This window comes from Vibrio sp. J1-1, assembly GCF_021728395.1.
Classification (GTDB): domain Bacteria; phylum Pseudomonadota; class Gammaproteobacteria; order Enterobacterales; family Vibrionaceae; genus Vibrio.
The window spans coordinates 241,377-265,265 of the sequence record NZ_JAKKCM010000001.1 but is presented as its reverse complement, the minus strand read 5'-3'; the positions used below and the strand labels follow the sequence as shown (position 1 = coordinate 265,265).

22 protein-coding genes are annotated in these 23,889 nt (G+C 44.6%); 12 read left to right on the top strand and 10 right to left on the bottom strand.

Annotated elements, in window-relative coordinates; genetic code table 11:
• Positions 1 to 137: 137 nt before the first annotated feature.
• Positions 138 to 1,607 (bottom strand): lactate dehydrogenase, encoded by a 1,470-nt coding sequence (locus L3V31_RS01165; RefSeq protein WP_237313988.1) that lies wholly within the window; start codon positions 1,605 to 1,607, stop codon positions 138 to 140.
• A gap of 61 nt (positions 1,608 to 1,668) precedes the next feature.
• The gene (gene deoD / locus L3V31_RS01160) at positions 1,669 to 2,379 is read right to left on the bottom strand and encodes a purine-nucleoside phosphorylase (protein WP_237313986.1); all 711 of its coding nucleotides are present in this window, start codon (positions 2,377 to 2,379) and stop codon (positions 1,669 to 1,671) included.
• Positions 2,380 to 2,776: 397 nt separating this feature from the next.
• Here deoD and L3V31_RS01155 point away from each other — a divergent pair, with 397 nt between their 5' ends.
• Genes L3V31_RS01155 through L3V31_RS01140 form a run of 4 tightly spaced genes read left to right on the top strand, consistent with a single transcriptional unit; the run spans position 2,777 to position 6,890 of the window.
• A complete protein-coding gene (locus tag L3V31_RS01155) occupies positions 2,777 to 3,727 on the top strand; it encodes a DUF523 and DUF1722 domain-containing protein (RefSeq protein ID WP_237313983.1) in 951 nt (316 codons plus the stop codon).
• Positions 3,717 to 4,532: a MerR family transcriptional regulator gene (locus L3V31_RS01150; protein ID WP_237313981.1), complete on the top strand. Its 816-nt coding sequence runs from the start codon at positions 3,717 to 3,719 to the stop codon at positions 4,530 to 4,532. Before L3V31_RS01155 ends, L3V31_RS01150 begins: the two co-directional genes overlap by 11 nt.
• A 9-nt stretch (positions 4,533 to 4,541) precedes the next feature.
• Positions 4,542 to 5,957 carry a deoxyribodipyrimidine photo-lyase gene (phrB, locus tag L3V31_RS01145; RefSeq protein WP_237313979.1) on the top strand — a complete coding sequence of 472 codons (1,416 nt, stop codon included), beginning with the start codon at positions 4,542 to 4,544 and terminating at the stop codon, positions 5,955 to 5,957.
• A 6-nt stretch (positions 5,958 to 5,963) separates the two neighbouring features.
• On the top strand, positions 5,964 to 6,890 hold the full coding sequence (locus tag L3V31_RS01140) for a L,D-transpeptidase family protein (protein WP_237313978.1): 927 nt from the start codon (positions 5,964 to 5,966) through the stop codon (positions 6,888 to 6,890).
• A gap of 21 nt (positions 6,891 to 6,911) precedes the next feature.
• On the opposite strand, the gene L3V31_RS01135 is transcribed toward L3V31_RS01140, so the two are convergent.
• Positions 6,912 to 7,157 carry an Lpp/OprI family alanine-zipper lipoprotein gene (locus L3V31_RS01135; protein ID WP_014234915.1) on the bottom strand — a complete coding sequence of 82 codons (246 nt, stop codon included), beginning with the start codon at positions 7,155 to 7,157 and terminating at the stop codon, positions 6,912 to 6,914.
• 556 nt (positions 7,158 to 7,713) lie between these two features.
• Here L3V31_RS01135 and L3V31_RS01130 point away from each other — a divergent pair.
• Positions 7,714 to 9,045 carry a DEAD/DEAH box helicase gene (locus L3V31_RS01130; RefSeq protein ID WP_237313976.1) on the top strand — a complete coding sequence of 444 codons (1,332 nt, stop codon included), beginning with the start codon at positions 7,714 to 7,716 and terminating at the stop codon, positions 9,043 to 9,045.
• 93 nt (positions 9,046 to 9,138) lie between these two features.
• Here L3V31_RS01130 and L3V31_RS01125 read toward each other — a convergent pair whose 3' ends face one another.
• On the bottom strand, positions 9,139 to 10,782 hold the full coding sequence (locus L3V31_RS01125) for a methyl-accepting chemotaxis protein (RefSeq protein WP_237313974.1): 1,644 nt from the start codon (positions 10,780 to 10,782) through the stop codon (positions 9,139 to 9,141).
• Between the two features lie 349 nt (positions 10,783 to 11,131).
• Here L3V31_RS01125 and L3V31_RS01120 point away from each other — a divergent pair, with 349 nt between their 5' ends.
• From L3V31_RS01120 to pstB, 4 genes are all read left to right on the top strand, one after another.
• On the top strand, positions 11,132 to 11,953 hold the full coding sequence (locus tag L3V31_RS01120; RefSeq protein ID WP_237313972.1) for a phosphate ABC transporter substrate-binding protein: 822 nt from the start codon (positions 11,132 to 11,134) through the stop codon (positions 11,951 to 11,953).
• A gap of 101 nt (positions 11,954 to 12,054) precedes the next feature.
• A complete protein-coding gene (gene pstC, locus L3V31_RS01115; RefSeq protein ID WP_237313970.1) occupies positions 12,055 to 12,987 on the top strand; it encodes a phosphate ABC transporter permease subunit PstC in 933 nt (310 codons plus the stop codon).
• 22 nt (positions 12,988 to 13,009) lie between these two features.
• Positions 13,010 to 13,873, top strand: coding sequence for a phosphate ABC transporter permease PstA (pstA, locus tag L3V31_RS01110; RefSeq protein WP_237313968.1), 864 nt, complete (start codon positions 13,010 to 13,012; stop codon positions 13,871 to 13,873).
• Positions 13,874 to 13,933: 60 nt separating this feature from the next.
• On the top strand, positions 13,934 to 14,683 hold the full coding sequence (gene pstB, locus L3V31_RS01105; protein WP_237313966.1) for a phosphate ABC transporter ATP-binding protein PstB: 750 nt from the start codon (positions 13,934 to 13,936) through the stop codon (positions 14,681 to 14,683).
• Positions 14,684 to 14,757: 74 nt separating this feature from the next.
• Here the strand turns inward: pstB and L3V31_RS01100 are convergent, their stop codons facing one another.
• Genes L3V31_RS01100 through L3V31_RS01075 form a run of 6 tightly spaced genes read right to left on the bottom strand, consistent with a single transcriptional unit; the run spans position 14,758 to position 21,459 of the window.
• Entirely contained in the window at positions 14,758 to 16,401 is a 1,644-nt protein-coding gene (locus tag L3V31_RS01100; protein ID WP_237313964.1) for a BatD family protein, read from the bottom strand.
• Positions 16,402 to 16,408: 7 nt separating this feature from the next.
• On the bottom strand, positions 16,409 to 18,067 hold the full coding sequence (locus L3V31_RS01095; protein ID WP_237313962.1) for a VWA domain-containing protein: 1,659 nt from the start codon (positions 18,065 to 18,067) through the stop codon (positions 16,409 to 16,411).
• Positions 18,060 to 19,064: a VWA domain-containing protein gene (locus tag L3V31_RS01090; protein ID WP_237313960.1), complete on the bottom strand. Its 1,005-nt coding sequence runs from the start codon at positions 19,062 to 19,064 to the stop codon at positions 18,060 to 18,062. The genes L3V31_RS01095 and L3V31_RS01090 overlap by 8 nt, the downstream gene beginning before the upstream one ends.
• Positions 19,057 to 19,533, bottom strand: a complete 477-nt coding sequence (locus L3V31_RS01085) for a DUF4381 domain-containing protein (protein ID WP_237313958.1) — start codon at positions 19,531 to 19,533, stop codon at positions 19,057 to 19,059. The genes L3V31_RS01090 and L3V31_RS01085 overlap by 8 nt, the downstream gene beginning before the upstream one ends.
• Positions 19,534 to 19,561: 28 nt before the next feature.
• Positions 19,562 to 20,488, bottom strand: a complete 927-nt coding sequence (locus tag L3V31_RS01080; protein WP_237313955.1) for a DUF58 domain-containing protein — start codon at positions 20,486 to 20,488, stop codon at positions 19,562 to 19,564.
• Between the two features lie 14 nt (positions 20,489 to 20,502).
• Positions 20,503 to 21,459, bottom strand: a complete 957-nt coding sequence (locus L3V31_RS01075) for a MoxR family ATPase (RefSeq protein ID WP_237313953.1) — start codon at positions 21,457 to 21,459, stop codon at positions 20,503 to 20,505.
• Positions 21,460 to 21,706: 247 nt separating this feature from the next.
• Between L3V31_RS01075 and L3V31_RS01070 the strand changes: the two genes are divergently transcribed.
• From L3V31_RS01070 to L3V31_RS01060, 3 genes are all read left to right on the top strand, one after another.
• Positions 21,707 to 21,907, top strand: a complete 201-nt coding sequence (locus tag L3V31_RS01070; RefSeq protein ID WP_014234902.1) for a chromosome segregation ATPase — start codon at positions 21,707 to 21,709, stop codon at positions 21,905 to 21,907.
• A 172-nt stretch (positions 21,908 to 22,079) separates the two neighbouring features.
• Entirely contained in the window at positions 22,080 to 22,748 is a 669-nt protein-coding gene (locus L3V31_RS01065; protein WP_237313951.1) for a LuxR C-terminal-related transcriptional regulator, read from the top strand.
• 271 nt (positions 22,749 to 23,019) lie between these two features.
• Positions 23,020 to 23,874, top strand: coding sequence for a mechanosensitive ion channel family protein (locus tag L3V31_RS01060; RefSeq protein ID WP_237313949.1), 855 nt, complete (start codon positions 23,020 to 23,022; stop codon positions 23,872 to 23,874).
• The last annotated feature ends 15 nt before the right edge of the window (positions 23,875 to 23,889 follow it).

Sequence of the window (23,889 nt, the reverse complement as noted above, 5' to 3'; positions counted from 1 at the left end):
CATGACTATCGAGCTGGAACTTACACCTAAACTTCGTAGCTAGGAGCGCATTTCATTACGAGAGCAGATCAAGTACTACTTCATAAATCATCAGGAGATCTCATTGATATCGTCATGGCTCCTAATGATTCAGACCGTTAGGATAGGAGCTGTTTAATCGTCAAAGGGGCGTTAGTAACTTCGAGCCTTTGAGCCGCCGTGAGACCTTCTTTATCTTGATAGCACAAATTATGCCAAGCTCTGAAGATGTCTAAAAGAGGTAACAGACCTCCAGGTCTTAATTTGCGACGAGGTTCGTTGATGAAGCTTTCAAAGAGTAGCTGAAATCGATTTTGGTAGAATTGAACTTGACGTGTTGTGGCAACATGGAACCATTTTTCAGGTTCATTGTGATCACCTGCGAGGTAACAAATTCCTTTGCTGTTATCTCCTTGGTTTGAGATCGCCCAACGGTCTCGCCACCAACTCATGTAAGCAATATCAATTTTGCCAAATGGTAAGTTCATATCCCATGCTGGGTCTTCGTCGACATACATCAAGTCGATATTTTTTTCTTTAATACGAGACAGACACACGCTCAATGCCGCAGAGCGAAGCAGCGGATCCTGGGGCATGTAAATAGACACGCGTTTACTTGGACTACACATATCAAGGACATGTAAATAATGCGCGTAAGATGTGTAAGGTGGTCGAATAATCGCCCCTTTGGATGGGTAATGAAAGACGGCCAGATTCCCAAGCGGATCTTCCACATTACCGCGAGCTAAAATGGTCTGGTATTTTTGGTCGATGCGTTCACGAAGTTTGCTTGACGGGGCGGCTGGTGGTTCGCTGGCTTCTGCAGTGTACTCTTGAGAGACAAAGCGAGATACCTGATCGTACGGGTTATGATCAACGGTACCAGTTGGTTCTTCATCAGAAGCGTAGTTAACGTGCTGACAAAGAATATAACCGGAATGCGCTTCACCGGAGACGATCCAGTATACGCCATTGTTACTCTTTGGCTGCAAAGCGACGTAATTTGATGCTAACTCATAGTGATTCGCATGGTTTACCCACCGTGCATCAATAGTCGCTAATTTACGGCGACAGCGACTGGCAATATGATCGACATGATCGTAAAACGTTTTCGGGTTGATACTGAGCTTACGGCAGATTTCGCGGACAGAGTAACCCGTGAATAGGAGTGCCATCAGATTCTCTTGAAACTGTAGCTTTTTGTTTGCACCGGACCACTTATCGACGAAAGTACTTTGACACGCTTTGCAGCGGTAACGTTGACGATCGCCGCTGTAACCGAACGCGTGGTAGAGGTGTTTATGTGTATGGACAGAAAGTCCGAAGTTGTCGCAGTCATTATTGCGACACGCAGGCAAGCCGTCACTATGAACGTGCCGAAGACGATGAAGTTCGTTCACCACATCGCGATTATTAAGTAAGGGGGGGAAAGCTCCACATTCACGGCATACCATCGCCGGACGCTTAGGGTTAGCATGTTGCAGAACGTAACGTTTTGCATCACTCAATCCAAAGTTGTCACACGCCAATGTTTTACAAAAGTTGAGTTGTAACCCATCTGCATCTTTTGGCAGTTCGCCGTTAGACACGATCGCCCCCTCTGGGTAATTCGGGCAGCCAGTCAGGCACTGGCTGCAAATAATTCATGACTTAGATGTTGATTGCTGTTTCTATTGCAACTTTCATCATGTCGTTGAATGACTTTTGACGCTCTTCAGAGCTTAGTTTTTCACCACGGATGATGTGGTCAGAAACCGTCAGGATAGTCAGTGCTTTTGCACCTAAGTCAGCAGCTACGCCGTAGATGCCTGCCGCTTCCATATCGACACCTAGGATACCTAGTTTTTCCATCTTCTCGAAGATGTCCGCTTCTGGTGTGTAGAATAGGTCAGCAGAGAACACGTTACCCACTTTTACTGGTACTTCTTGCTGGCGAGCTTGTTTTACCGCTTCTTCCAGCAGACCGTAGTCAGCAATTGCCGCGAAGTCGTGGTTGTTGAAACGGATACGGTTTACTTTTGAGTCTGTAGAAGCACCCATACCGATGACTACGTCCATCAGGTTTACATCGTCACGAACAGCACCACAGCTACCAACACGGATAACGTTTTTCACGCCATACTCAGCGATCAACTCGTGTACGTAGATGCAGCATGATGGGATACCCATACCGTGGCCCATAACTGATACTTTTTTACCTTTGTAAGTGCCAGTGAAGCCGAACATGTTTCGAACGTCACAAACTTGCTTCACATCTTCCAGGAACGTTTCTGCAATGTATTTAGCTCGCAAAGGATCGCCAGGCATTAGAACTGTTTCAGCGAAATCACCTGGTTGTGCGTTGATGTGTGGGGTTGCCATAAGTGCTCTCCAAAGTTTTATTTGATAAAACAGACCCAGTATAGATGCCTGTTACCAATTCTGTTGAATTCGTTCGTTTTCGTTGAGGCAATAATATCGGGGAGTACACCTTACCCTTGAGAGGTTGGTCACAAAAAGCACTCTTATGGAAACCAATATTAATCATTATAACTAAATCTGTTGAAAGCAAAAAGGCAATCGATTTGCTTGATGCAGGTTTGTTGACGGTGCCCACAGAATCGGTGGTTTAAGCGGAAATTCTTTTTTCACTCTCGGTGATCGAAATCCAAATTGGCGAAGTAAAATGCTTAAATTGTACAAATTATTTTCTTGTACAATAAAGGATGGCTTGCTATAAGTTATACAACAAAACCTTTTGTATAGGGATGGTGTTATTATGGAATCTTCAATCAAAGTTGGTATCAGTTCTTGTGTACTCGGTGAGCGTGTTCGTTTTGATTCTGGCCATAAGGTCAGTAACTTTGTGACTAAAGAGCTCAGTAATTACTTCGACTTTGTTTCTGTTTGTCCAGAGGTTGGGGTTGGTATGCCTGTACCTCGACCTACTATTCGTCTGATTTCTGATGCAGAGCGGGTAGCGCTCGTTGAAACAAAAAATCCTGAGAATGATCACACTGACAATATGTTGGCATACTCTGCTAAAAAAGTGGACGAGCTACAGAGCCAGCAATTGTGTGGCTACATTGTGTGTGCCAAATCGCCTACTTGTGGCATGGAGCGAGTCAAAGTTTACAGCAAGCATCATGCTTCTAAGGAAGGGGTGGGGTTGTACACGCAAACGCTGATGCAAAAGATGCCATGGTTGCCAGTGGAAGAAGATGGCCGCTTAAATGATCCTGTGCTTAAAGAGAATTTTATCACTCGCATTTACTGCCTGAATGACTTTTATCAATCCATGGCAGGTGAGCCGACTCGTGGCAAAATTATCGATTTCCACTCTCGCTACAAATTAACGCTGATGGCACATCATCCAGAATCATACCGATCTTTGGGTAGACTAGTTGCGGATGTTGCAAGCTACGAGATTGAAGACTTTTATGCACAGTATCGTCTGGGCTTAATGAAAGCACTTTCAAATCGAGCCAGTCGGAAAAATAACACCAACGTATTGATGCATCTGCAGGGTTACTTTAAAAGTGCATTAACAAAAGACGAAAAAGAAGAGTTAGCGACGGTTATTCATGATTATCGCACTGGTGTACTGCCGTTGCTCGCGCCGCTAACACTGATTAAACATTATTTAAATAATTACCCAGACGAGTATTTACAGAAGCAAAAATACTTACAGCCGCACCCGCAGGAGATGAGATTACGTTATGGTTTGTAATTCAGAAGTGAAACTGTACGCAATTAGAGATGTCGCAGAGATAACAGGAGTAAAGCCTGTCACTTTGCGAGCTTGGCAGAGGCGATACAATCTGATTCAACCGCAGCGGACAGATAAGGGACATCGTTTGTATCGCCAGCAGGATATTGACACCATTAAAGAAATACAAAGTTGGCTGGCGAAAGGCATCGCAATTGGCAAGGTGAAAGGTCTGCTGGGCGAGGCTAATGAGTTAGAAATGAGTGCTGAGCCAGCAACTTTGGAAGAGGTGGAAACCCTGCTTTCAGCATTATCCGATCTTAATCATGCCAAGACGGAGAGTATATTGTCATCGGTAATGAAGGAATATCCTCTCAATTTAGTCGTTGAGCAGTTCATTGAGCCTGTATTTGAAGCATTAGAGCTCGTCAAAGGATCGCTTCGCTCAATACAGATGGGGCTGTTTCAGACATGTCTGATCAAACGACTGGCACTTATCGTTGACTCTGAAAACAAGGCGTCTTCTAAAGGGAAGTGTTTGCTGGTTTGCTTTGAACAAACCCGAGAAGCAGAAAGCTGGATTCAAGCAGCAATACGTTGTGAGCAAGGTTATCACACAACCTTAATTGCTAACGTTAATGACATTTCAGGTCTGGCTGAACATCAGGTTGTCGATCGTTATCAACGTATATTTTTGTTTTCTAATAAAGCACTACCAGCCAAACAGGTTGAAGTGTTAAAAGCGATGCAAGCGCAATTTCCCAACCAGATTCAATGCTCAGAGGTAATAAAGAAACTTCATGTAGATCAGGTAGAGAATAGCTAAGGAGACATCATGGTTCTGGTATGGTTTCGACGTGATTTAAGAACGTTAGACCACACGGCATTACAAGCGGCCCTAGACTCGGGGCAACCTGTAGTCGCCTGTTTTATTGCGACGCCTCAGCAGTGGCAAGCGCATCATATGGCTCCGATGCAAGCGGATCTCATCGCTCGTCGCCTGGAGCACTTGAATGAAGAACTCACAGAACTGAACATTCCGTTTTTATATGCCGAAGTCGATAAGTTCTCTGATTGCAGTGCGGTGATAAGTCATTGGGTGCAGGTTCTAAACGCCACGGGCGTAATGGCAAATATCCACTACGAAGTGAACGAGCAGGAGCTTGACCGAAAAGTATCTGATGCATTAAATCAGTCTGGTGTGAGCTTTGAATTATTTCATGATAAGTGTGTTCACGCACCGACTACTGTACTGAACAAACAGGGTGAGTACTTTAAGGTTTTTACACCTTTCAAACGTGCCTGGCTACAGAAGTTTCAATTACCCATCGTAACAAAACCTCATGCACAACCAGCGCTTTCTAGACAAGAGCTGAAAGCGATAGAAGGGAAATGTTTTGATGATAATTTCACATTCAGTTACCCACGAAAATCCAGTGAGTATTGGTCGGCTTCAACGAGTGATATTCTCAATCAATTAAGAGAGTTTGCTCGTGAGCGAATTGATGAATACCGTGAGCAGCGTGACTTCCCAGCAACCGACGGCACCAGTCAATTGTCTCCTTATCTGGCGATTGGCGCTTTGTCTCCAAGACAGTGTATTGCCAGATTGTTCGCTGAGAATGAGCAATCAGATTTAACGGAAGGCAAAGCAACATGGTTGAGTGAAATTATTTGGCGTGAGTTTTACCAACACTTATTGGTGTTTGAACCAAAGCTAGTTAAAGGCAAGGGTTTTATTGATTGGGAAGACAAAATTCAGTGGTCTTACGATGAAAAGGCGTTTGAGCGCTGGAAAACAGGAGCCACAGGTTACCCTATTGTAGACGCTGCGATGCGTCAGCTGAACCAAACTGGCTGGATGCACAATCGCTTACGTATGATAGTCGCGAGTTTCCTGACTAAAGATCTTCACATTGATTGGCGCTGGGGTGAACAGTACTTTATGAGCAAGCTTGTTGATGGTGATTTTGCCGCCAATAATGGAGGTTGGCAATGGTCTGCGTCGACCGGTTGCGATGGTCAGCCTTACTTCCGAATTTTTAATCCTGTTAGTCAGGGAGAAAAGTTTGATGCTGATGGCCGCTTTGTGCGTCATTGGGTGCCAGAAATAAAAAGTGTACCGAACAAGTTCCTCCACAAACCATGGACTTGGGAAGGTTTTTCTTTACTGGATTATCACACTCCGATGGTTGATCATAAAGCAGAAAGAGAGATAACCTTACGGCTCTTTAAAAGTGCCAAGGAATAGAGTGAAATGCTTAGCAAGAAGCGACCGATGAGTATCGCGAAACGAACCCTGTTATCAGTATCGTTGTCATTAGTAAGTGGATTGTCATTTGCTAAGATGTATGAGTTACCTTCAGACAGCAGTCGTGTCATTGGTCGTATTGAAAACCACGTTGTGCAAAACGGCGAAACAATGGCTAATATTGCTAAGTTATATGACGTTGGAATGCTGGGTTTGATGGCGGCGAATAAAGGCGTAGACCCTTTTCTTCCCCAAGAAGGGCATGTTCTTACTGTTCCTACCCAACTCATTCTTCCGGACGTTCCTCATCAAGGCATCGTCATCAACCTGGCCGAGTTGCGCTTGTACTACTTCCCATCTAACGAGAACGTCGTGCACGTATTCCCGGTTGGGATTGGACGTATAGGGCGTGATACTCCAGTAATGTCAACCAGTGTCAGTCAAAAGCGCCCTAACCCGACGTGGACACCACCGGCTTCTATTCGTGCTGAATACAAAGCAAAAGGCATAGACTTACCAGCGGTTGTGCCTGCAGGCCCTGATAACCCGTTGGGTATGTTCGCATTACGTTTAGCTTACGGGAACGGCGAGTACCTTATTCATGGTACCAACAAAGATTTTGGTATTGGTATGCGTGTCAGCGCGGGTTGTATCCGTATGGAGCCAAACGACATTGAGTGGCTGTTTGAACAAGTACGTCGAGGTGAAAAAGTCACGGTCATTAACCAACCGGTTAAAGTGGCATTAGAACCAGACAGAAGTGTCTTTATTGAAGCACACGAGCCATTAACTCGAAGTAACGGTAAGAAAGATGAATTGGAATTACCGAAAGAGTTGGGCTGGTGGTTGAGTGAGTTTGGTATGAAGGATGTGAAGGCAAAAGCTGTGATTGCCGCGCAGAATGGAGTACCAGTAGAAATAACCGCGCCGTGAGGCGCGGCATAACACTATAACTTACTTAGTGTAAGATTGAGCGATGTTGTCGATACGCTCATTAGCACGTGCAGCTTCTTCTTGAGCAGACATTGCTGCGTCTTTAGACATTTGAACGTCAGATTGAAGAGTTTGTACGTCTTGGCTTAGCATGCTAACTTGGTTGCTTAGTTCGTCTAGTTTAGCTGTAGTTGCGTCATCAGAAGAAGCACAACCTGCTAGTAGAAGTACTGAAGTTGCTGCAGCTGCGATCAACGTTTTGTTCATATAAGAACTCCTTGCTTATAGTGAAAGTCTCGCTCCATAGTTTTTGTTAGAGGCGAGGTTAAATGTGGATACATTGTATCAGTACATGATGTAGCAAAAGTCAAAAAAATCCAAGAATTTCATGGAGTACCTGACGTTAACTTTTACCTGAGCCTAACAAAAGACAGTGTTCAACCCTTCATTGACTCCAACAACAGTCTTCATGGCAGGTATTTTTGCCACGTTCCTGATATCAATAATTTAGACGATATTGACGCAAATGAAAGCTTCTCTCCGCAAATAAACGCAATATGCAGGTATAAGCCCGAATAAGCCGTGTTATCGCCATGGCAACCGTGTACTAATGAACATAAGTTTAGGGCATAGATTGAAGCTGTGCAGCTTCAACTTGAATGAGTCTCAAAAGTAACTCTATTTTTTCTTCAGTAATTAGTTTGTGTGATCTCTATCTATACTCCTATGATTTGCGGTATTATAGCGGGCTTTTATTTATTGCTACGTTAGAGCGGAATGACATTACAGAGCGCTCATATTGACTGATTTATTGGAGAATACTTTGCAATTTAAAGATCTAGGCCTAGACAACCGATTGTTGAAGAACCTAAAACACTACGATTTCAAAAAAGCGACTGAGATCCAACAGCAAGCAATTCCTGTTGCGATTGCAGGCAAGGATCTATTGGCATCTTCGAAAACGGGTTCGGGCAAGACTTTGGCGTTTGTATTGCCGATGCTTCACAAGTCACTTAAGACTAAATCGTTTACTGCTAAAGACCCTCGAGCTGTCATTCTGGCGCCAACGCGCGAATTGGCCAAACAAGTATATGGTGAGCTTCGCTCTATGCTGGTCGGTCTGTCTTACGAAGCAACCTTAATTCTTGGTGGCGAAAACTTTAACGATCAAGTGAAAGCGCTGCGTCGTTACCCTAAATTCATCGTGGCAACACCGGGGCGCTTAGCTGACCACTTAGAGCACCGTTCTTTGTTTCTTGACGGCCTAGAAACTCTGATTCTGGATGAAGCGGACCGTATGTTGGATCTGGGCTTCGCACCAGAGCTTCGCCGTATTCACAATGCCGCTAAACACCGTCGTCGTCAGACGTTGATGTTCTCGGCAACGTTAGATCATGCGGAAGTAAACAGCATTGCCTCTGAGATGCTGAATGCACCAAAACGTATTTCCATCGGTGTCTCTAACGAAGAACACAAAGATATCACGCAGAAATTCTACTTATGTGATCACCTTGATCATAAAGAAGCGATTCTTGAACGCGTCCTTGCTGAAGCTGAATACCGTCAGGTCATTATCTTTACGGCAACACGAGATGATACTGAGCGTCTGACAGCGAAGCTGAACGAGAAAAAACTTAAGGCTGTTGCTTTGAGTGGTAACCTGAACCAGACGCAACGTAATACCATCATGAGCCAGTTTGAGCGCGCTGTGTTTAAAATTCTGGTCACCACTGACGTAGCCTCTCGCGGTTTGGATATTGCGACAGTGACTCACGTTATTAACTTTGATATGCCGAAGCACACAGAAGAGTACGTTCACCGTGTTGGCCGTACTGGCCGTGCTGGTAATAAAGGTGATGCGATTTCTCTAGTGGGTCCAAAAGACTGGGATAGCTTTAAACGTGTTGAAGCATACCTACAACAAGATCTGTCGTTCTCTGTTTTCGAGGACTTAAAAGGTAAGTTCAAAGGGCTTAAGCCACCTAAACCAGATTTGCGTAATAAGAAAGCGACGACGAAAAAAGCGCGTCCTCAGGCTAAGAAAGTCGCGAAGAAGCCAGTTAAGCGAGACAAGACCTTCTACAAAACTGTGTCTGTTGGAGATGATGTTTTCATCCCTAAGAAGAAGCCAGCAGAACCGAAGGCAGAAGATTAATTTCTAGAATATTAACTCTGTTCTAGCCAAGAAAAAGCTCCGCAAAAAATCGCGGAGCTTTTTTATATTCACACAAATCGTCAGTGTTAGTGACTAAATCTGGAATTGTTTCAGTTCTTGTTGCTGCTTTTCTGCCAAGCCAGACAGTTCTTGTGCAGCCGCCGCTGATTGAGTAATGCCTGTGACGTTCTCACTGACCAGTTGATAGATAGTTGACAAGTTATTGTTGATGTCTGCTGTCACTTGCTTCTGTTCTTCTGAGGCGGTCGCTACCTGTGTATTCATGGCATTCAAATCAGAAATAGCCTGGCTGATGTTATTGAGTGAAAGGCTGACTTCTTCCGCAATCGCTTGGTTGTCTTTTAACATAGCCAGGCTAGAGTGCATGCTTTCATTTGCTGTCCCTGATTGTTGCTGAAGATCCTCAATAATGACCTGGATTTCTTTGGTTGACTCTTGAGTTCTGGCCGCGAGCATGCGCACTTCATCCGCCACGACAGCAAAGCCACGACCACTTTCACCTGCGCGAGCCGCTTCTATTGCCGCGTTCAGTGCCAGCAAATTCGTTTGCTCAGAAATGCCTTCAATGACGTCAATAACATGTCCAATTTGCTCGGATTGTTCTTTTAATGAAGTGACTACCACAGCGGCAGCATTAAGCTGGTCGGCCATTTTCGCGCTTGCTCGAGTACTCTCTTCGAACATGTTTAAGCTTTCTGTGGCGATCTGTCGAGCCTCTGTCGAAGCGCCGTCTGCCAGTTGTGCATTATTGGAGACTTCAGCGGCTGCAGACTCCAACTGATTGATCGCTGAGGCGACTTGTTCGACTTCCTGTTTTTCCTGATCGGAATTGGTACTGCTCTGTGTCATGACCGTGGCAAGCTCGGTGGAAGCAGAAGCGACATCTTCGCTAATACGAACCAGAGAGCCGACGGTGTTACGTAGCTGAACGATTGTCTGGTTCACATCATGTGAAAGTTGGGACACTTCGTTTTTTCCGATTTCTTCGGCTGTAACTAACAGATTTCCTTTCGCGACCTCACGCATAGTGTTTTGTAAGTTACGAATTGGAGCCACAATATAGTTGGCTAAGAGCCAGCTAATCAGAGATGCGGCTAACAGGATAATTGCGATGGATATTGCACTTTGAGTCAAGGTGTCAGAATGCACCTTTCCGTTGGCTTGTACGTCGCTGATTACGGTCTGATTCAGCTTTTCTGACAGGTTATCAATCGCGGTAATCATCTCTTCACCGGCGACTCGATAATGTTCCATGGCATTCTCAAACTTCTGATTGAAGTCAGCAGTGGCGTATTGACTCGCGTGCTTTTGAGCAAGTAATGGCGTCATGGTGAGACGCGTGAAGTCAACATAGTGGTTCATTGCTTCGCGCATGGCGGTGACTTCTGACTGAACTCCTGGCAAATCATTAATGGAATCTAACAATGCCCGGCTTTCAACTTGTCGTTGTGATAGCTCTTGATTTAGGGATTGAACATCCTCGGCTTGAAAAAGGCTGTAAATGGCTTTAATGCGCATCCCATAGGTATTGTCGACAATGACGCTCAGCTCATCTTTATGAACGACGAGAGATTGAGTGGACGTCGAAACCTTATTGAATGCCTGATCTAACTTATTTATCCCGACCGTGAGTCCTATAACGAGTAAAACGACAGTAAACAAAACAGGTAAAAATACCTGCAATTTAATAGATAGCGCGCTTAGAAATTGACGCATGGTTAACCTCAAACTGAATGAATTATTATGTGTTTTATTATTAGATTTGAATTCTAATTAATCTCTTTTTTAAATCAATAGTTTAGAGTTATATTTCTGTAGTTTGGCGTTATACAAAAGCGTTCAAATTTGATATGGCTATTCAAGTGGTGAAGGTAATGTAGCGAAATAGTAAAAATAAATTGAGAGGAAAGGTAAACGTCAGATTAATAGGCCAATTTCCATCAGGGATGAGTAATGTGTCATAGAGGCTTCAATTAAGTGAAACACAACTGTCACATTCGAGTTCTAAAGTGAGCACCGTTCAAGTGAAACACAACGGCAATAAAGCCACTTTAAGGAAATTGTGATGAAAAAGACAGTAATCGGTGCAATCGCACTTCTAGGCGCAATGGCAGTGACTCCTGTTTCTGCTAAAGAAACTATCTCTGCAGTGGGTTCTAGCAGCGTAACTCCACTGATGGAAGTTTTCTCTGAAACATACATGAAGAAGAACCCAGAAGTATTTATCGAAGTTCAAGGTCCAGGTTCTTCAGCTGGCGTAAAAGCAGCAAAAAATGGTTCGGCTGATCTAGGTATGTCTTCTCGTAATCTAAAAGACTCAGAAAAAGAACCAACTCTTATCGAAGAAGTTGTTGCACGTGACGGTATCGCTGTTGTTGTTAACCCACAGAACAACCTGAAAGGCCTGACTGCGGAACAAGTTACTTCTATCTACAAAGGTGAAGTATCAAACTGGAAAGAAGTGGGCGGCGAAGACAAGCCAATCGTAGCAATCACTCGTGATACTGCTTCTGGTACTCGTGGTGCATTCGAAGACATCATGTCTCTTAAAATGAAAGTTTCTGGCAAGAAAGTTTCTGCTATCTCTCAACGTGCGCAAGTTGCTAACGGTAACGGTGCTCTGAAGACTATGGTTGCTTCTAACCCATACGCAATCGGCTACATCTCTCTAGGTACTGTCGACAACACGGTTCACGCTCTAGCAATCGACAGCGTAGATGCGACAGTCGCTAACGTTAAGAACGGTTCTTACAAAGTAGCTCGTCCATTCCTTGTTCTTTACAAAGAAGGCAAGCCATCTGCTGAAACGCAAAAATTCCTAGATTGGATGCTAACTGAAGATGCTCAAAAGCTAGTTGACCAAAACGGTTACATCTCAGTTAACTAATCCTATCGAGGCGCTTAAATTTGCTCAGCCCACCGTTTAGGGCTGAGCCTTTCTATTCATAGTGTTCACCGGCTATTGCCGAGAACCGTGAGATTTTTAAAATGACCATCGCAACAAATAGTGAAAAGCTTATGAATACTGACGCTAAAGCTATCAGCAAGCTAGGTCTGCGCGAGAAACGTCGTGTAGACTGGAAAGAGCGTATCTTCCACGGCTTGTTCCTAACCAGTGCCGTAATCGGCATCGTATCATTAGCCGTAATCGCCTACTTTATTGTTCGAGAAAGTATTCCCGCATTTCAAGAAGTTGGGGTTTCGGGCATCGTTTTAGGTCAAAATTGGCTCCCACCTGCGCTTTACGGTGTCGCAACCATGATTGTTGCTTCCGTCGTTTCAACGGCTGGCGCTGTGATGGTTGGTGTTCCGGTTGGTGTTTTGACTGCAATCTTTATCGCTGAAATAGCACCAAAGCGTTTGGCCGACATCATTCGTCCAGCGGTAGAACTACTGGCCGGTATCCCCTCTGTGGTTTACGGCTTCTTCGGCTTGGTTATCATCGTTCCATTGATTCAAAATATCTTTAATGTACCAGCGGGTAACACGATTCTTGCCGGTATCATCGTTCTTGGGGTGATGATTCTACCTACTGTTATTACGGTATCTGAAACGTCTATCCGTGCTGTGCCTCGCGCATACAAAGAAGGTTCTTTGGCACTTGGCGCTTCAAAAATTTACACCATTTTCAAATTGCTTGTTCCTGCGGCTCGCTCGGGAATTATGACGGGTGTCATTCTTGGTATCGGTCGTGCTTTAGGTGAGACGATGGCAATCATCATGGTGATGGGTAACGCACCAGCCATGCCTGAAGGCATTCTGGACTCTGCACGTACACTAACGGCGAACATTGCGATTGAAATGTCTTACGCAAGTGGTGTTCACGCGAACGCACTTTACGCAACTGGTGTGGTACTTCTGGTCTTCATCATGTCGTTGAACGCTGTACTTCTTTACCTAAACCGAGAAAAAGCGAAGTAATCGCTCGTTAAAGGTGACAATTATGGATCGCGCAAAATTAAAACAAGCTCGCCAGTTCAAAGATAACGTCTTTACCGCTTTCGTTTGGATCTCGGCTGGATTAACGGTAGGTTTTTTGTTCTGGATTATCTGGTACATCCTATCAAACGGTCTGCAACACGTAGATTGGAACTTCATTACTGACGATTACACACGTACTGGCGATGAGCACGGCATCTTCCCGATGATTGTGTCAACCATCTATATGGTAATCGCATCTATCGCTGTGGCAGCGCCACTCGGTATCATGACGGCAATCTACCTGACTGAATACGCAAAAGTCGGTAGCCGTTTAGTGAAAGTGATTCGATTCTGTACTGAATCCCTGGCAGGTATCCCGTCGATCATTTTCGGTCTGTTTGGTATGACTTTCTTCGTGGCAATTCTTGGTCTTGGCTTCTCGATTCTATCGGGTGCACTGACACTAAGTATTCTGATTCTGCCAGTTATCATCCGTACTACGGAAGAAGCGCTAATGGCAGTACCACAAACGTATCGTGAAGGCTCTTACGGCCTTGGCGCTTCTAAAATTTACACTATCTGGCGTTTGATTCTTCCGAGCGCAATGCCAGGTATCTTAACCTCGGTCATTCTAAGTATTGGTCGTGTCATTGGTGAATCTGCTCCGGTGTTCCTGACAGCAGGTATGGTTGCTCGTATTCCGGATTCTCTATTCGATTCAGGTCGTACGCTAACCGTTCACCTTTACAAACTGACTACCGAACTGTTTACCGTTGAAGAATGGAATCAGGCTTACGGTACCGCAACAGTGCTCATCGTGGTTGTTCTTTTGATCAACATGGTGACTAAACTGATTGCAAGACGTTTTAACACCGCAACTTACTAACAAAACCAATTAAGAACGCACGTTAAAAGACACGAATTCAAGATTTAAGAGATTAAGAACATGAACAAGTTTGATATTGAAAACCTAGACCTTTTTTACGGTGAAAACCAAGCACTGAAATCAATCAACCTACCTATTCCTGTTCGTCAGGTAACGGCGCTTATTGGCCCATCGGGTTGTGGTAAGTCAACATTGCTACGTTGTTTGAACCGCATGAATGATCTGATCGAAGGCGTGAAGATCACAGGCAAGTTGGCAATGGACGGTGAAGACATCTACGGCAACATTGACGTATCTGATCTTCGCATCAAGGTTGGTATGGTATTCCAGAAGCCAAACCCATTCCCAATGAGCATTTACGAGAACGTGGCTTACGGCTTACGTGCTCAGGGTGTTAAAGACAAAAAATACATTGATGAAGTGGTTGAGCGTTCACTACGTGGCGCTGCACTTTGGGATGAAGTGAAAGACCGCCTTAAGTCACATGCTTTTGGTCTTTCAGGTGGTCAGCAACAGCGTCTGTGTATTGCACGCACAATCGCAATGGAACCCGATGTGATTCTAATGGACGAGCCAACTTCGGCACTTGACCCAATTGCAACCCACAAAATCGAAGAATTGATGGAAGAGCTTAAGAAGAACTACACCATCGTTATCGTGACTCACTCAATGCAACAGGCGCGTCGTATTTCTGACCGCACTGCGTTCTTCCTGATGGGCGAACTGGTTGAGCACAACGATACGCAAGTGATCTTCAGCAGCCCACAAGATGACCGTACGCAAGGTTACGTGAACGGTGACTTCGGTTAATCAGTAATATTTATTGGCATAATTACATAACTATAAGCGATGGTAACTTTGCCCCTCTTTATGAGGGGCTTTTTTTATAGCTTTTCAAGCTGAGGGCTAGGTTGGGCTTTTTTCGCCTTTGACAGCTTATTAATATTGGCGAGTAAAGAATCTGAGTTCCAAGGCTGCTGCTCGGCACTGAAACGTGCTTGATTCATCACTTCAAGATCGTGCTTAACCGCTTCTACTGCCGCTGAGTTTAACCACTCTCGATTGGCCAGTAAGTATTCGCTAACGACCCTTTCAATTTTGGCGGCATCACCTTGCTTGATAACAGCCTCAAGTCCGTCAACGCTCAGTGAAATTTCTGAATCTATCTCACGGTTTTTTCTTTCCTGAGGACGCTTTTTCCAAACCACAACCGTGATGATTGATGTTATTACCCACAATCCTGCGAAGACAAAAGTCAGAATTTTCCAGCTCTCATTGACGCCACCTTGAGTGGGAGGAATCGCTGTCGTTGCCGGCGTTTGTGGCAGAGTCGTTTCTGGCAAGGTAATCAAGCCAATATCACTTTTCTCTACATCCAGTTCGATTGCATCGAGTGTTGCCGTTTTCGCGTCATCTTGGCTGCTATTCCACCAATTCAGTGTATAAGCGGGCAGGGAATAAGTGCCGACTTCCGTTGGTATGATCACTTGTTTCACAGTCATGATCAGCGTGCCATCTCGCGTTGTTTCAAACTGCGGTTGTTCTGGATATACACGCAATGAAGCTGGGTAATCCATATCAATTCGAGGTAAGAACTCGGCTTGGGTTCCACGCGCCTTGATTTGAATAGTGCGAGTAATGGATGAGCCCTGCTTTACTTTATTCAGTTCGCTTGGCGATAACTTGTTACCCTCGTCGTCTTGCCAACTTTGCGTCATCTCTAACGCCGAGGCTGGCAACCATTTCCCCTGAAACTCCGCAGGAATGGCTTTAACTGTAATCGGCATTTGTTCAACGTTGGTTTGGATCGGCATTACCTTGGTTGAGCCAGTTAGGCTATCGCCATAAATGTAAGAGCCAGTCAGTTGCGGACCATTTAGCGTGTAAGTACCGGCAGTATTCGCTGTCAGACGAAAAGATTGCTCTACGACCGTCACTTCAAGACCATCGATGACTCGCTGACCTTGCTGCATTTCTCCAACGGGTTCGAGCTTCATGCCTTCAATGCTCGGAGGCATGATCTTAGGGTTGTCCAAACGACGAGTATCCGCCTTGATAATGAGCTGCATACGTAAATTGGCTGATTGCTGAGGATACAAGGTATGATTGTCGACGCTCATGGTGAAGCTGAACAGGTCATCGAGCTTAGGCTCTGTTTGACTAGCCGTTACACGCAATTTTATTGGCTCAGTGCGCATTCCATCTACACTAAAGCTTGGAATGGTTAATATTCCTTCCTTCATTGGCGCGATAGAGATAGTCCACTCGGTACGTAAAAATTTACGCCCGTTTATATTGTTACTAGAGCGGCCATAGCGCGGTTGCCCTAAGAAAAAGTCTTTCTCTAAAACACTGAAATCGATCGTATCAGAACTTAACTCCGTGTCCGCCATGATCCTGAGGTTGATCACTTCGTTCTTCACGGCCTGAGTTTTGTTGACACTTGCTTCAAGACTTTGAGCCATTACCGAAACACTCGATAACAAGCTGGTCAAAAGAATAAAGACCAGTTTTACGCCTTTGTTCATCACTGGCTTACCACTCCTTTTGAGATTGTTGTGGACGTTGTTTTTGCTGCGCTTGCAACTGCATTTGTGCGCGAATCAGAAAGCTTGGATCTCGCGCGCTTTCCACAGCCTCCAAACGGCGGAATTCAGGATCATCCTGGTGTGATTTGTCTGGTTGAGCCTTTACCTTCATCGGCTGACCGTCTTGTTCAGACGTATTGTCGTCTCTTTGATGGTTACGTTTTAGCTCTGATTGTGTATTTTCCTTTTTATTTTCAGTGTCTTGATGATTTTGTGACTGTTGCTGTTGCTGTTGCTGTTGCTGTTGCTGTTGTTGCTGTTGGTGCTGTTGCTTCAGTTTCTCCTCTACCACTGAGAGGTTTTTCTGGGCGGCATCGAAGTCTGGCTTTTCCGCAATCAATTGTTTATATAGGTCTGCTGCTTCTTCGAGCTGGCCGTTTTGAGCCAGAGCATTTGCAAGGTTATAACGTCCTTCAACGGATGGATTATCAGAAAATGCTTCGATGGCCGTTTTATAATCTCCGGCCTGATAGCTCGCAGCTCCTTTCCAATTTGGGTCAGTAAACACGCCTTGTGCCTTTTCAAACTCGCCTTGTTGATAGAGCTGGGCACCTTGTTGGTTGTCATTTAAGAATGGGTTTGCTTCGACTTTAGCGGTCCAAGTCATCGGTGTGAGTCCTGCGATAAATAGCCAAATTACGCCACGACGGAAAAGCAAAGCTGCAGGAAGTAATAGCATTGGCAGTAGCCAAAAACCATTATTCATTCGCGAGCCAGTTTGCACCTCATCGTTTTGTTTCGCAGCAAAGCTATTACCGGAATTATTGGTAAAAGATGCGATTGCTTCTACATCACGATTGCTATATTGGATCGGGACAAAGAGTCCACCTGTTTCATTGGCGAGTGTCTGTAAGTTTTTTAAGTGAGTTTTAGCGATTACCGTCGCCCCTTGGTTATTCTTGAGCAGGGAACCATTTGGAAGTGCAATAGGCGCACCATTTGCAGTGCCTATTGCAAGTACAGACACACGGAAATTTTTACCTTTCAATAGATTAAGTGAGTTGGTTAGCTCAGAGTCGTCAAGATCGTCGGCCAACACAATGATATCGCCTTGATTTGTCCCTGCTTGTGAAAACTGACTTAACGCTAACTGAATTGCAGAAGGCAGATTAGACCCTTGAAAAGGCATCAAGTCAGGGGATAAGTTCTCGATAATGCCTGCCAACGTGTTTGAGTCTGTCGTGAGAGGGCTTAAGTTGTAGGCATCACCAGCGTAAGCGATAAGCCCTGTCCCACCTTCTTTCCAGCTAGGCAGTAAGTCTAAAGCTTTATAGCGAGTTTGCGCCAATCGGTCTGGTTTGATATCCGTCGCGTACATAGATCGCGACATATCGAGTACCAAAATGCGGCTTTGACTCAATTTAAAGCTCGGGCGTTCATTCGACTGCCAACTTGGCCCTGCCAGTGCAATACAGGCTAAGGCCCATGAGATTCCCCAAATGGTAAAGTAGCACTTTGATTGCACTGAATGTCCCAACACTCTAGCTAAATGAGGGGCAATGAGCGCCGATCGTTTGCCCGCCAGTTTTTTATTCAGAGTGAGCGCGATGGGGATCGCGATCAGTCCAGTCAGCCAAAGCGGATGGAGGAAAATAAACTCAGCCATGTTTTCTCCTTAGGAAGAATAACAACACAGATAACCCCAATGCAGCGCTCAGTGGGTAGCGGAACCATTCGGATTGAGGGCGCCATGTTTGTGTGTCACTGGAGACAGGTTCTAATTGATTAATGGTTTCGTAGATCCTTTCAAGCTGCTTGGCATCTCTTGCGCGGAAGTACTGGCCTCCTGTTACTTCGGCTATTTGGGTCAGTGTCTTTTCATCGAGATCCGCTGCTGTATCCACTTTACGAGTCATGAAAAACTCTTTTACCATCATCTCTCCCGCGCCTATACCTACGGTATAAATCGTGGCGTTGTATTTCTTGGCGATTTCTGCCGCCTCTATCGGATCTAAAACACCAGCGGTATTTCCCCCGTCGCTCAGTAAAATCATTACGCGCTGAGGTGCGTCACTATCGACAAATGTTTTAGTCCCCAAACCAATGCCGTCGCCCATTGCGGTGCTTTTCCCGACTAATCCAATAACGGTTTGGTTGATTTGTTGTATGACTGCTTGTCGGTCTGCGGTGAGTGGGGTTTGTAAATAGGCATGATCGCCGAACAACACAACACCTAAGCGATCGCCTTTACGTTGCGTCACGAAATCAGATAAGACTTTTTTTACAGCGGTAAGTCGGTCGGTAAACTCACCGTCCAAATTCATGTCTTCCTTTTGCATTGAACCAGAAAGGTCAACCACTAACATTAAGTCGCGGTATTTCGGTTGAAACTCGATTGGATCGCCAAACCAAACTGGTCGTGCACAGGCGATGACTAACAAGGTCCATATGGCGATAGATAAGGTTTTTTGCAGCCATTGTTTCGGCTTGTTGCTGTGTGTATTGTCCGGTAAATAAGCCAGTTTAATCTCAGCTCGCTGGCTTTCTTGTGGCAGCAGCTTGTAAACAAGCAAGGGTAGGGGCAGTAAAAGCAGTGCCCACCACCAGACAAATTCAATATTCAACCATTGGCTAAAGCCGGTTGCTAAGGTTTGCTCAGTCACGGGTGTTGGCTCTTTTCTTCGGTGGTAAAGCGTGGCTTATCCAGAAAACACAGTCTTCAATTAAATCCTGGTGCTCTCCCTGAGAAGATTTCTGATACAAGGCGGCCTGCCATTGTTGCTGTTTATCTAAGAATCGACTTTCTTTGGTGTGGTTATCCAGAAATTCATACCAAGCTGTGCCAGTGAGCGGTGAAATATCTTCGCGAGGAAAGTAGCTCAACGCTGCCTGACGTAAGATCTCTAAAGCAGAAGAAGGGGTATGAGGCGTCACCGAGTTTGTCAGAAGCTTTAGTGCTGTTCGTTTAGCGCGCAGACGCTTAGTACGCCATTTGAAATACAGGTATATGCCTAAAAGAGTTAACACAATACCTGTAATTAGTGCCCACCATCCCCAGGCGAGTGGCAACCAATCGGGAGCATTAGGCAAAATTAAAGGTTCAAGGTTTAGGCTTCGGTTATTTGTTGTCATTGTTATTACTGCTATTTGAGTTAGGCTGCTAGCTTAATTGCTGGATCAATGAAGAGCCACTGGAGAGGCTGTTAAATGGAATCGCCATCGAATGGCATAGCTGCTTGATGGATTCCTGATGAGCCTTAAAGTGCGATTCGAGCTCTCTTCTCTCTCCTTTGGAACCAAAGTTGAACCACTGACTACGACGACCATCAGACGCTTTTACTTGTCCTCGGAAGTCTGTTTCTCCCCTTTCTAATGGATCAAAAAACTGAATGGCTCTGACGGAGTTGTGTTGTTTAAGCCGACGTAGTTGAGTTAATTCTTTTTCGCCAGTTTGTGAAAAGTCACTGAGCAAAATCAACTCACTGCCTTTTGGTGTCAACGTATGCAGTGTTTCGAATACTTGGGAATAAGGCATAGAACGGCGTCCATTTGTTTCCATCACTGATAGTTGCTCATTATGCGTGTTGATAATGGCATTTAGGATCTTCAGTCCCTGCGTTTGTAAGGACGAGGGACGGAACTCCAGGCATTGATGCCCGTCGTCAATAACGGCCCCGATGCGGTCTTTTTTTGCTAGCGTTAGCCAGATTAATACACTGGCAAAATGTGCCAGTTGTACCGACTTCAATACATACCTTGAGCCAAAGTAAAGACTCGAGCTTAAGTCGATGTATAAAATCACCGCTTGCTCTTTGTCTTCGGCGAACAATTTAGTGTGCGCTTTGCCAGTGCGCGCGGTGACTCGCCAATCAATACTGCGGATATCATCTCCGGCCTGATATTGGCGTACTTCCATAAAGTCCATACCACGACCTTTCTGGCGACTAGTATGGTTACCGCTCATCTGTGACCAAATACTTTGCGCTGGTGGTAACCATCGAATCGATTGGGAGCGATGATGCAGCAGTTCTTCTAAGGTTAACGTCACCCCATTTGCATGAGGTGGCAATGGCTGTGTTGCAGACATATTATTTACCCATTTTATGCGCTGCCAACAAGGTTAAGTAGCTTATCAATGACTTGATTTGCACTTATGCCTTCTGCCTGTGCGTGATAGCTCAGTAGCAAACGGTGACGCAGAACGGGGTATGCCATCGTTTGTACGTCTTCTGGAGAAACAAAGTCTCGCCCTTTTAACCAAGCATGAGCACGAGCACATCGGTCTAACGCGATCGTGGCTCGGGGGCTGACACCCATCGCTAACCATTTATCCAGTTCGCTGTCATACTCACTCGCTTGACGTGTTGCCATCACCAGACGCACGATGTACTGCTCGATCGTTTCTGCCATATGAATATCGAGCACTTCTTTTCGTGCGGTGAAGATATCTTGTTGGCTGATACTCGGACGTTCGAGTGCGGCTTCGCCTTTCGCTTCCCCTCGGTTGATACGCAATATCGCCAGTTCGTGTTCAGCATCCGGATAATTCACTTCTAAATGCAGCAAAAAACGGTCTAGCTGTGCTTCTGGAAGCGGATAGGTTCCCTCTTGTTCGATCGGGTTCTGAGTTGCCATTACTAAAAATAGTTCAGGTAACGCATAGGTGTGGCGCCCTGCTGTCACTTGTTTCTCAGCCATGGCCTCAAGCATGGCTGCCTGCACCTTCGCGGGCGCACGGTTAATCTCGTCTGCCAGAATGAGTGAGTTGAAGATAGGGCCTGACTGAAAAGTAAATTCCCCAGTTTCTGGTCGGAAGATATCAGTACCGGTTAAATCCGCAGGCAGTAAATCGGGAGTGAACTGAATACGGTGGAAATCCCCTTCAACGCAGTCGGACAATGATTTGACTGCTCGGGTTTTTGCGAGCCCTGGAGGACCTTCAACCAAAATGTGCCCGTCGGCAAGTAGGGCGATCAAGAGTTGTTTGACCAAGTCCTGTTGACCAATTATTTGAGACTCGAGGTATCGTTGAAGTGTTTCGAAGTTAGATTTATGCATGTTGTGGACTCTCGATATCCATTTGAGTTGATTATCAGTATTGGTCATTTACTTGGTAGAAAAAGTTCCTAGTAAGACCTTGAAACTTATCTTTTCAATATTGGGTCATTGACAAGTATTACAAGCCTTTAAAGTCGGCGATACGAGTAGAGTGATGGCGGATATGAGATGCTTGGTAGCGTGAAGCGGTAGACTTAGATAGAATAAAGACAGTTAAAAGTTCAATGGTTATATTTAGGTAAGTACTATGAATGATTTCGAACAAGAGCTAGAGCAAATGTCTCAAGAGGTCTCTCAGGAAGAAGAAGTTAAGCTACCTTCGCTAGAAGAGCAGAAGGCGATAGCTGCAGAACTTAAAAAGCTAGAAGCAGAAGGCAAACTGACACCAGAGATTCTCGAGCAGTATTTCGGCAAGTTTAACCAAAAGAATGCGGTGCCGATTCACTAATAAAAGGGAGTGTTTACTCCCTTTTTTATCCTATTGACTAAACTTAAACAAACTTATTTTATATCAGTGTGTTACATGCCTCGTATTAGTCATTTTCATACTTGACATTGTTGACGCTCTAACCAAATCTATTATGCATTGCAATCTATATGGTTAGAGGAATGTTTGCGGTATGGAGTATCACACTACAGGGGATATCATTTTAATTACTGAGGGGAGTTTACAGTCTTCGTTATTGAAGGATGTTTTAGAAATGAAACTCGGTATAAGCGTTGTTTTGATAACGCCAGAAAACCTTACCAGCCGATCGATTCAAGGTCAGCTCATTTCCGCCATTATTTTAGATTTCAGTATTCTTACAGAAGATATACGTTCGCTATACCGAAACTTCAAAAAGTCAGAGCTAAGGGGGATTAGAGAAATCCTTATTAACTGTGATGGAGACGTCTCTACCGAAGACCTTTTCATTTGGAACACGTTAGCGGGTATTTTTTATACTTCAGATGACTTCCAAACGCTACAAACTGGCATTGATAAGATCTTACAAGGTGACATGTGGTTCAGTCGTAAATTTTCGCAGCAATACATTACTCATCTTCGTCAGAACATCAAGCCAGTATACAACCATGACCCAAGCATATTAACGAGAAGAGAGATGCAAATAATCACTTTTCTTGCAATGGGGGCGTCGAATCAAGAAATCGCTGAACAATTGTTTGTTAGCGAAAATACAGTGAAGACTCACTTACATAATATTTTTAAGAAAATTGAAGTGAAAAATAGAGTTCAAGCGCTCATCTGGGCAAAAGAAAATATTGCCGAATGTTCGATGCCTGTCTAGATAGATGAAATATCAACGTCCGAATTTATTGATGGATTATATATTATCTCAGGATATCGATTTAGTTAACCCTGGCTAGCAAGCTTGAGAAGATTAAACACCTCAAAAGACGTTTTGACTTCAAACCGATTAGGATTCGGTCTGTCTGTACCGAAATCTATGTGTTTCTATATCATTTAGAGAAACTCAAACGGACAAGTTAAAGTTTTTTTTGCTATTGTTGCCTGCTCTGAGAAAGATTTATCAATAGTTCAATAGCAGGAAGTTGATAATGGAAAAAGTGCAGTTGGTCGTCAGTTTTCTACTGGCCCATAAAATGCTGTTTACCACGTTAATTCTTATTGCCGCGTGGTTAACGCGTCGGTCCATTCTCTCTATGATTCGTGGTGATCACACGCTTCTTTCGGAGAAGCAGCGTAGTTGGATGTCGAGAACGAAAAATGGCACCTTTACCATCACGTTGTTGATTCTGTTCGTTCTTTGGCAGTCTGAAATCAGTGAGTTCGCATTAAGTGTTACTGCGATTGCGGTGGCGATAGTGGTGGCCTCAAAGGAAATCATTCTGTGTTTTACTGGTTCTATTCAGCGTGCCAGTTCACGCTCTTTTCGGGTTGGCGACTGGATAGAAGTTGGGAAATTATGTGGTGAAGTGATTGACCACAATATGATGGCGACAGTGATTCAAGAGATCGACCTTCATCATGGCCAATATCATTACACTGGGAAAACAGCCACCTTACCAAACAGTATGTTTTTCACTTATCCGGTGAAAAACCTGAATTTTATGAAGCGGTATGTTTATCATAATTTCTCTGTCGTAGTTAGGGACTTTGTGAATTTATACCCACTTTTGACGCCACTAACAGAGAAAATTGAGGAGCATTGCAGTTACTTCAGCGACGTTGCCCATCGCTATAACGCAATGATTGAAAAACACGCGGGTGTTGACCTGCCGGGCGCAGAACCGCATATTCATATTTCTAGTAATGCGACCGGTGAGCAGAGCGTGCATGTCATGATCTTTTGCCCAACGGATAAAGCGAATCACTTGGAGCATCTGATTCGTCAAGATTTTATGGACCTTTATGAACAACGTTTCCCGCTAGACATCAAACAACCCACTTAGATAAAACATAACCCG

Coding starts and splice junctions, on each gene's coding strand:
- deoD (WP_237313986.1), bottom strand. CDS start 2,379: ATGGCAACCCCACACATCAACGCACAACCAGGTGATTTCGCTGAAACA.
- L3V31_RS01155 (WP_237313983.1), top strand. CDS start 2,777: ATGGAATCTTCAATCAAAGTTGGTATCAGTTCTTGTGTACTCGGTGAG.
- L3V31_RS01150 (WP_237313981.1), top strand. CDS start 3,717: ATGGTTTGTAATTCAGAAGTGAAACTGTACGCAATTAGAGATGTCGCA.
- phrB (WP_237313979.1), top strand. CDS start 4,542: ATGGTTCTGGTATGGTTTCGACGTGATTTAAGAACGTTAGACCACACG.
- L3V31_RS01140 (WP_237313978.1), top strand. CDS start 5,964: ATGCTTAGCAAGAAGCGACCGATGAGTATCGCGAAACGAACCCTGTTA.
- L3V31_RS01135 (WP_014234915.1), bottom strand. CDS start 7,157: ATGAACAAAACGTTGATCGCAGCTGCAGCAACTTCAGTACTTCTACTA.
- L3V31_RS01125 (WP_237313974.1), bottom strand. CDS start 10,782: ATGCGTCAATTTCTAAGCGCGCTATCTATTAAATTGCAGGTATTTTTA.
- L3V31_RS01120 (WP_237313972.1), top strand. CDS start 11,132: ATGAAAAAGACAGTAATCGGTGCAATCGCACTTCTAGGCGCAATGGCA.
- pstC (WP_237313970.1), top strand. CDS start 12,055: ATGACCATCGCAACAAATAGTGAAAAGCTTATGAATACTGACGCTAAA.
- pstA (WP_237313968.1), top strand. CDS start 13,010: ATGGATCGCGCAAAATTAAAACAAGCTCGCCAGTTCAAAGATAACGTC.
- pstB (WP_237313966.1), top strand. CDS start 13,934: ATGAACAAGTTTGATATTGAAAACCTAGACCTTTTTTACGGTGAAAAC.
- L3V31_RS01100 (WP_237313964.1), bottom strand. CDS start 16,401: ATGAACAAAGGCGTAAAACTGGTCTTTATTCTTTTGACCAGCTTGTTA.
- L3V31_RS01095 (WP_237313962.1), bottom strand. CDS start 18,067: ATGGCTGAGTTTATTTTCCTCCATCCGCTTTGGCTGACTGGACTGATC.
- L3V31_RS01085 (WP_237313958.1), bottom strand. CDS start 19,533: ATGACAACAAATAACCGAAGCCTAAACCTTGAACCTTTAATTTTGCCT.
- L3V31_RS01080 (WP_237313955.1), bottom strand. CDS start 20,488: ATGTCTGCAACACAGCCATTGCCACCTCATGCAAATGGGGTGACGTTA.
- L3V31_RS01075 (WP_237313953.1), bottom strand. CDS start 21,459: ATGCATAAATCTAACTTCGAAACACTTCAACGATACCTCGAGTCTCAA.
- L3V31_RS01070 (WP_014234902.1), top strand. CDS start 21,707: ATGAATGATTTCGAACAAGAGCTAGAGCAAATGTCTCAAGAGGTCTCT.
- L3V31_RS01065 (WP_237313951.1), top strand. CDS start 22,080: ATGGAGTATCACACTACAGGGGATATCATTTTAATTACTGAGGGGAGT.
- L3V31_RS01060 (WP_237313949.1), top strand. CDS start 23,020: ATGGAAAAAGTGCAGTTGGTCGTCAGTTTTCTACTGGCCCATAAAATG.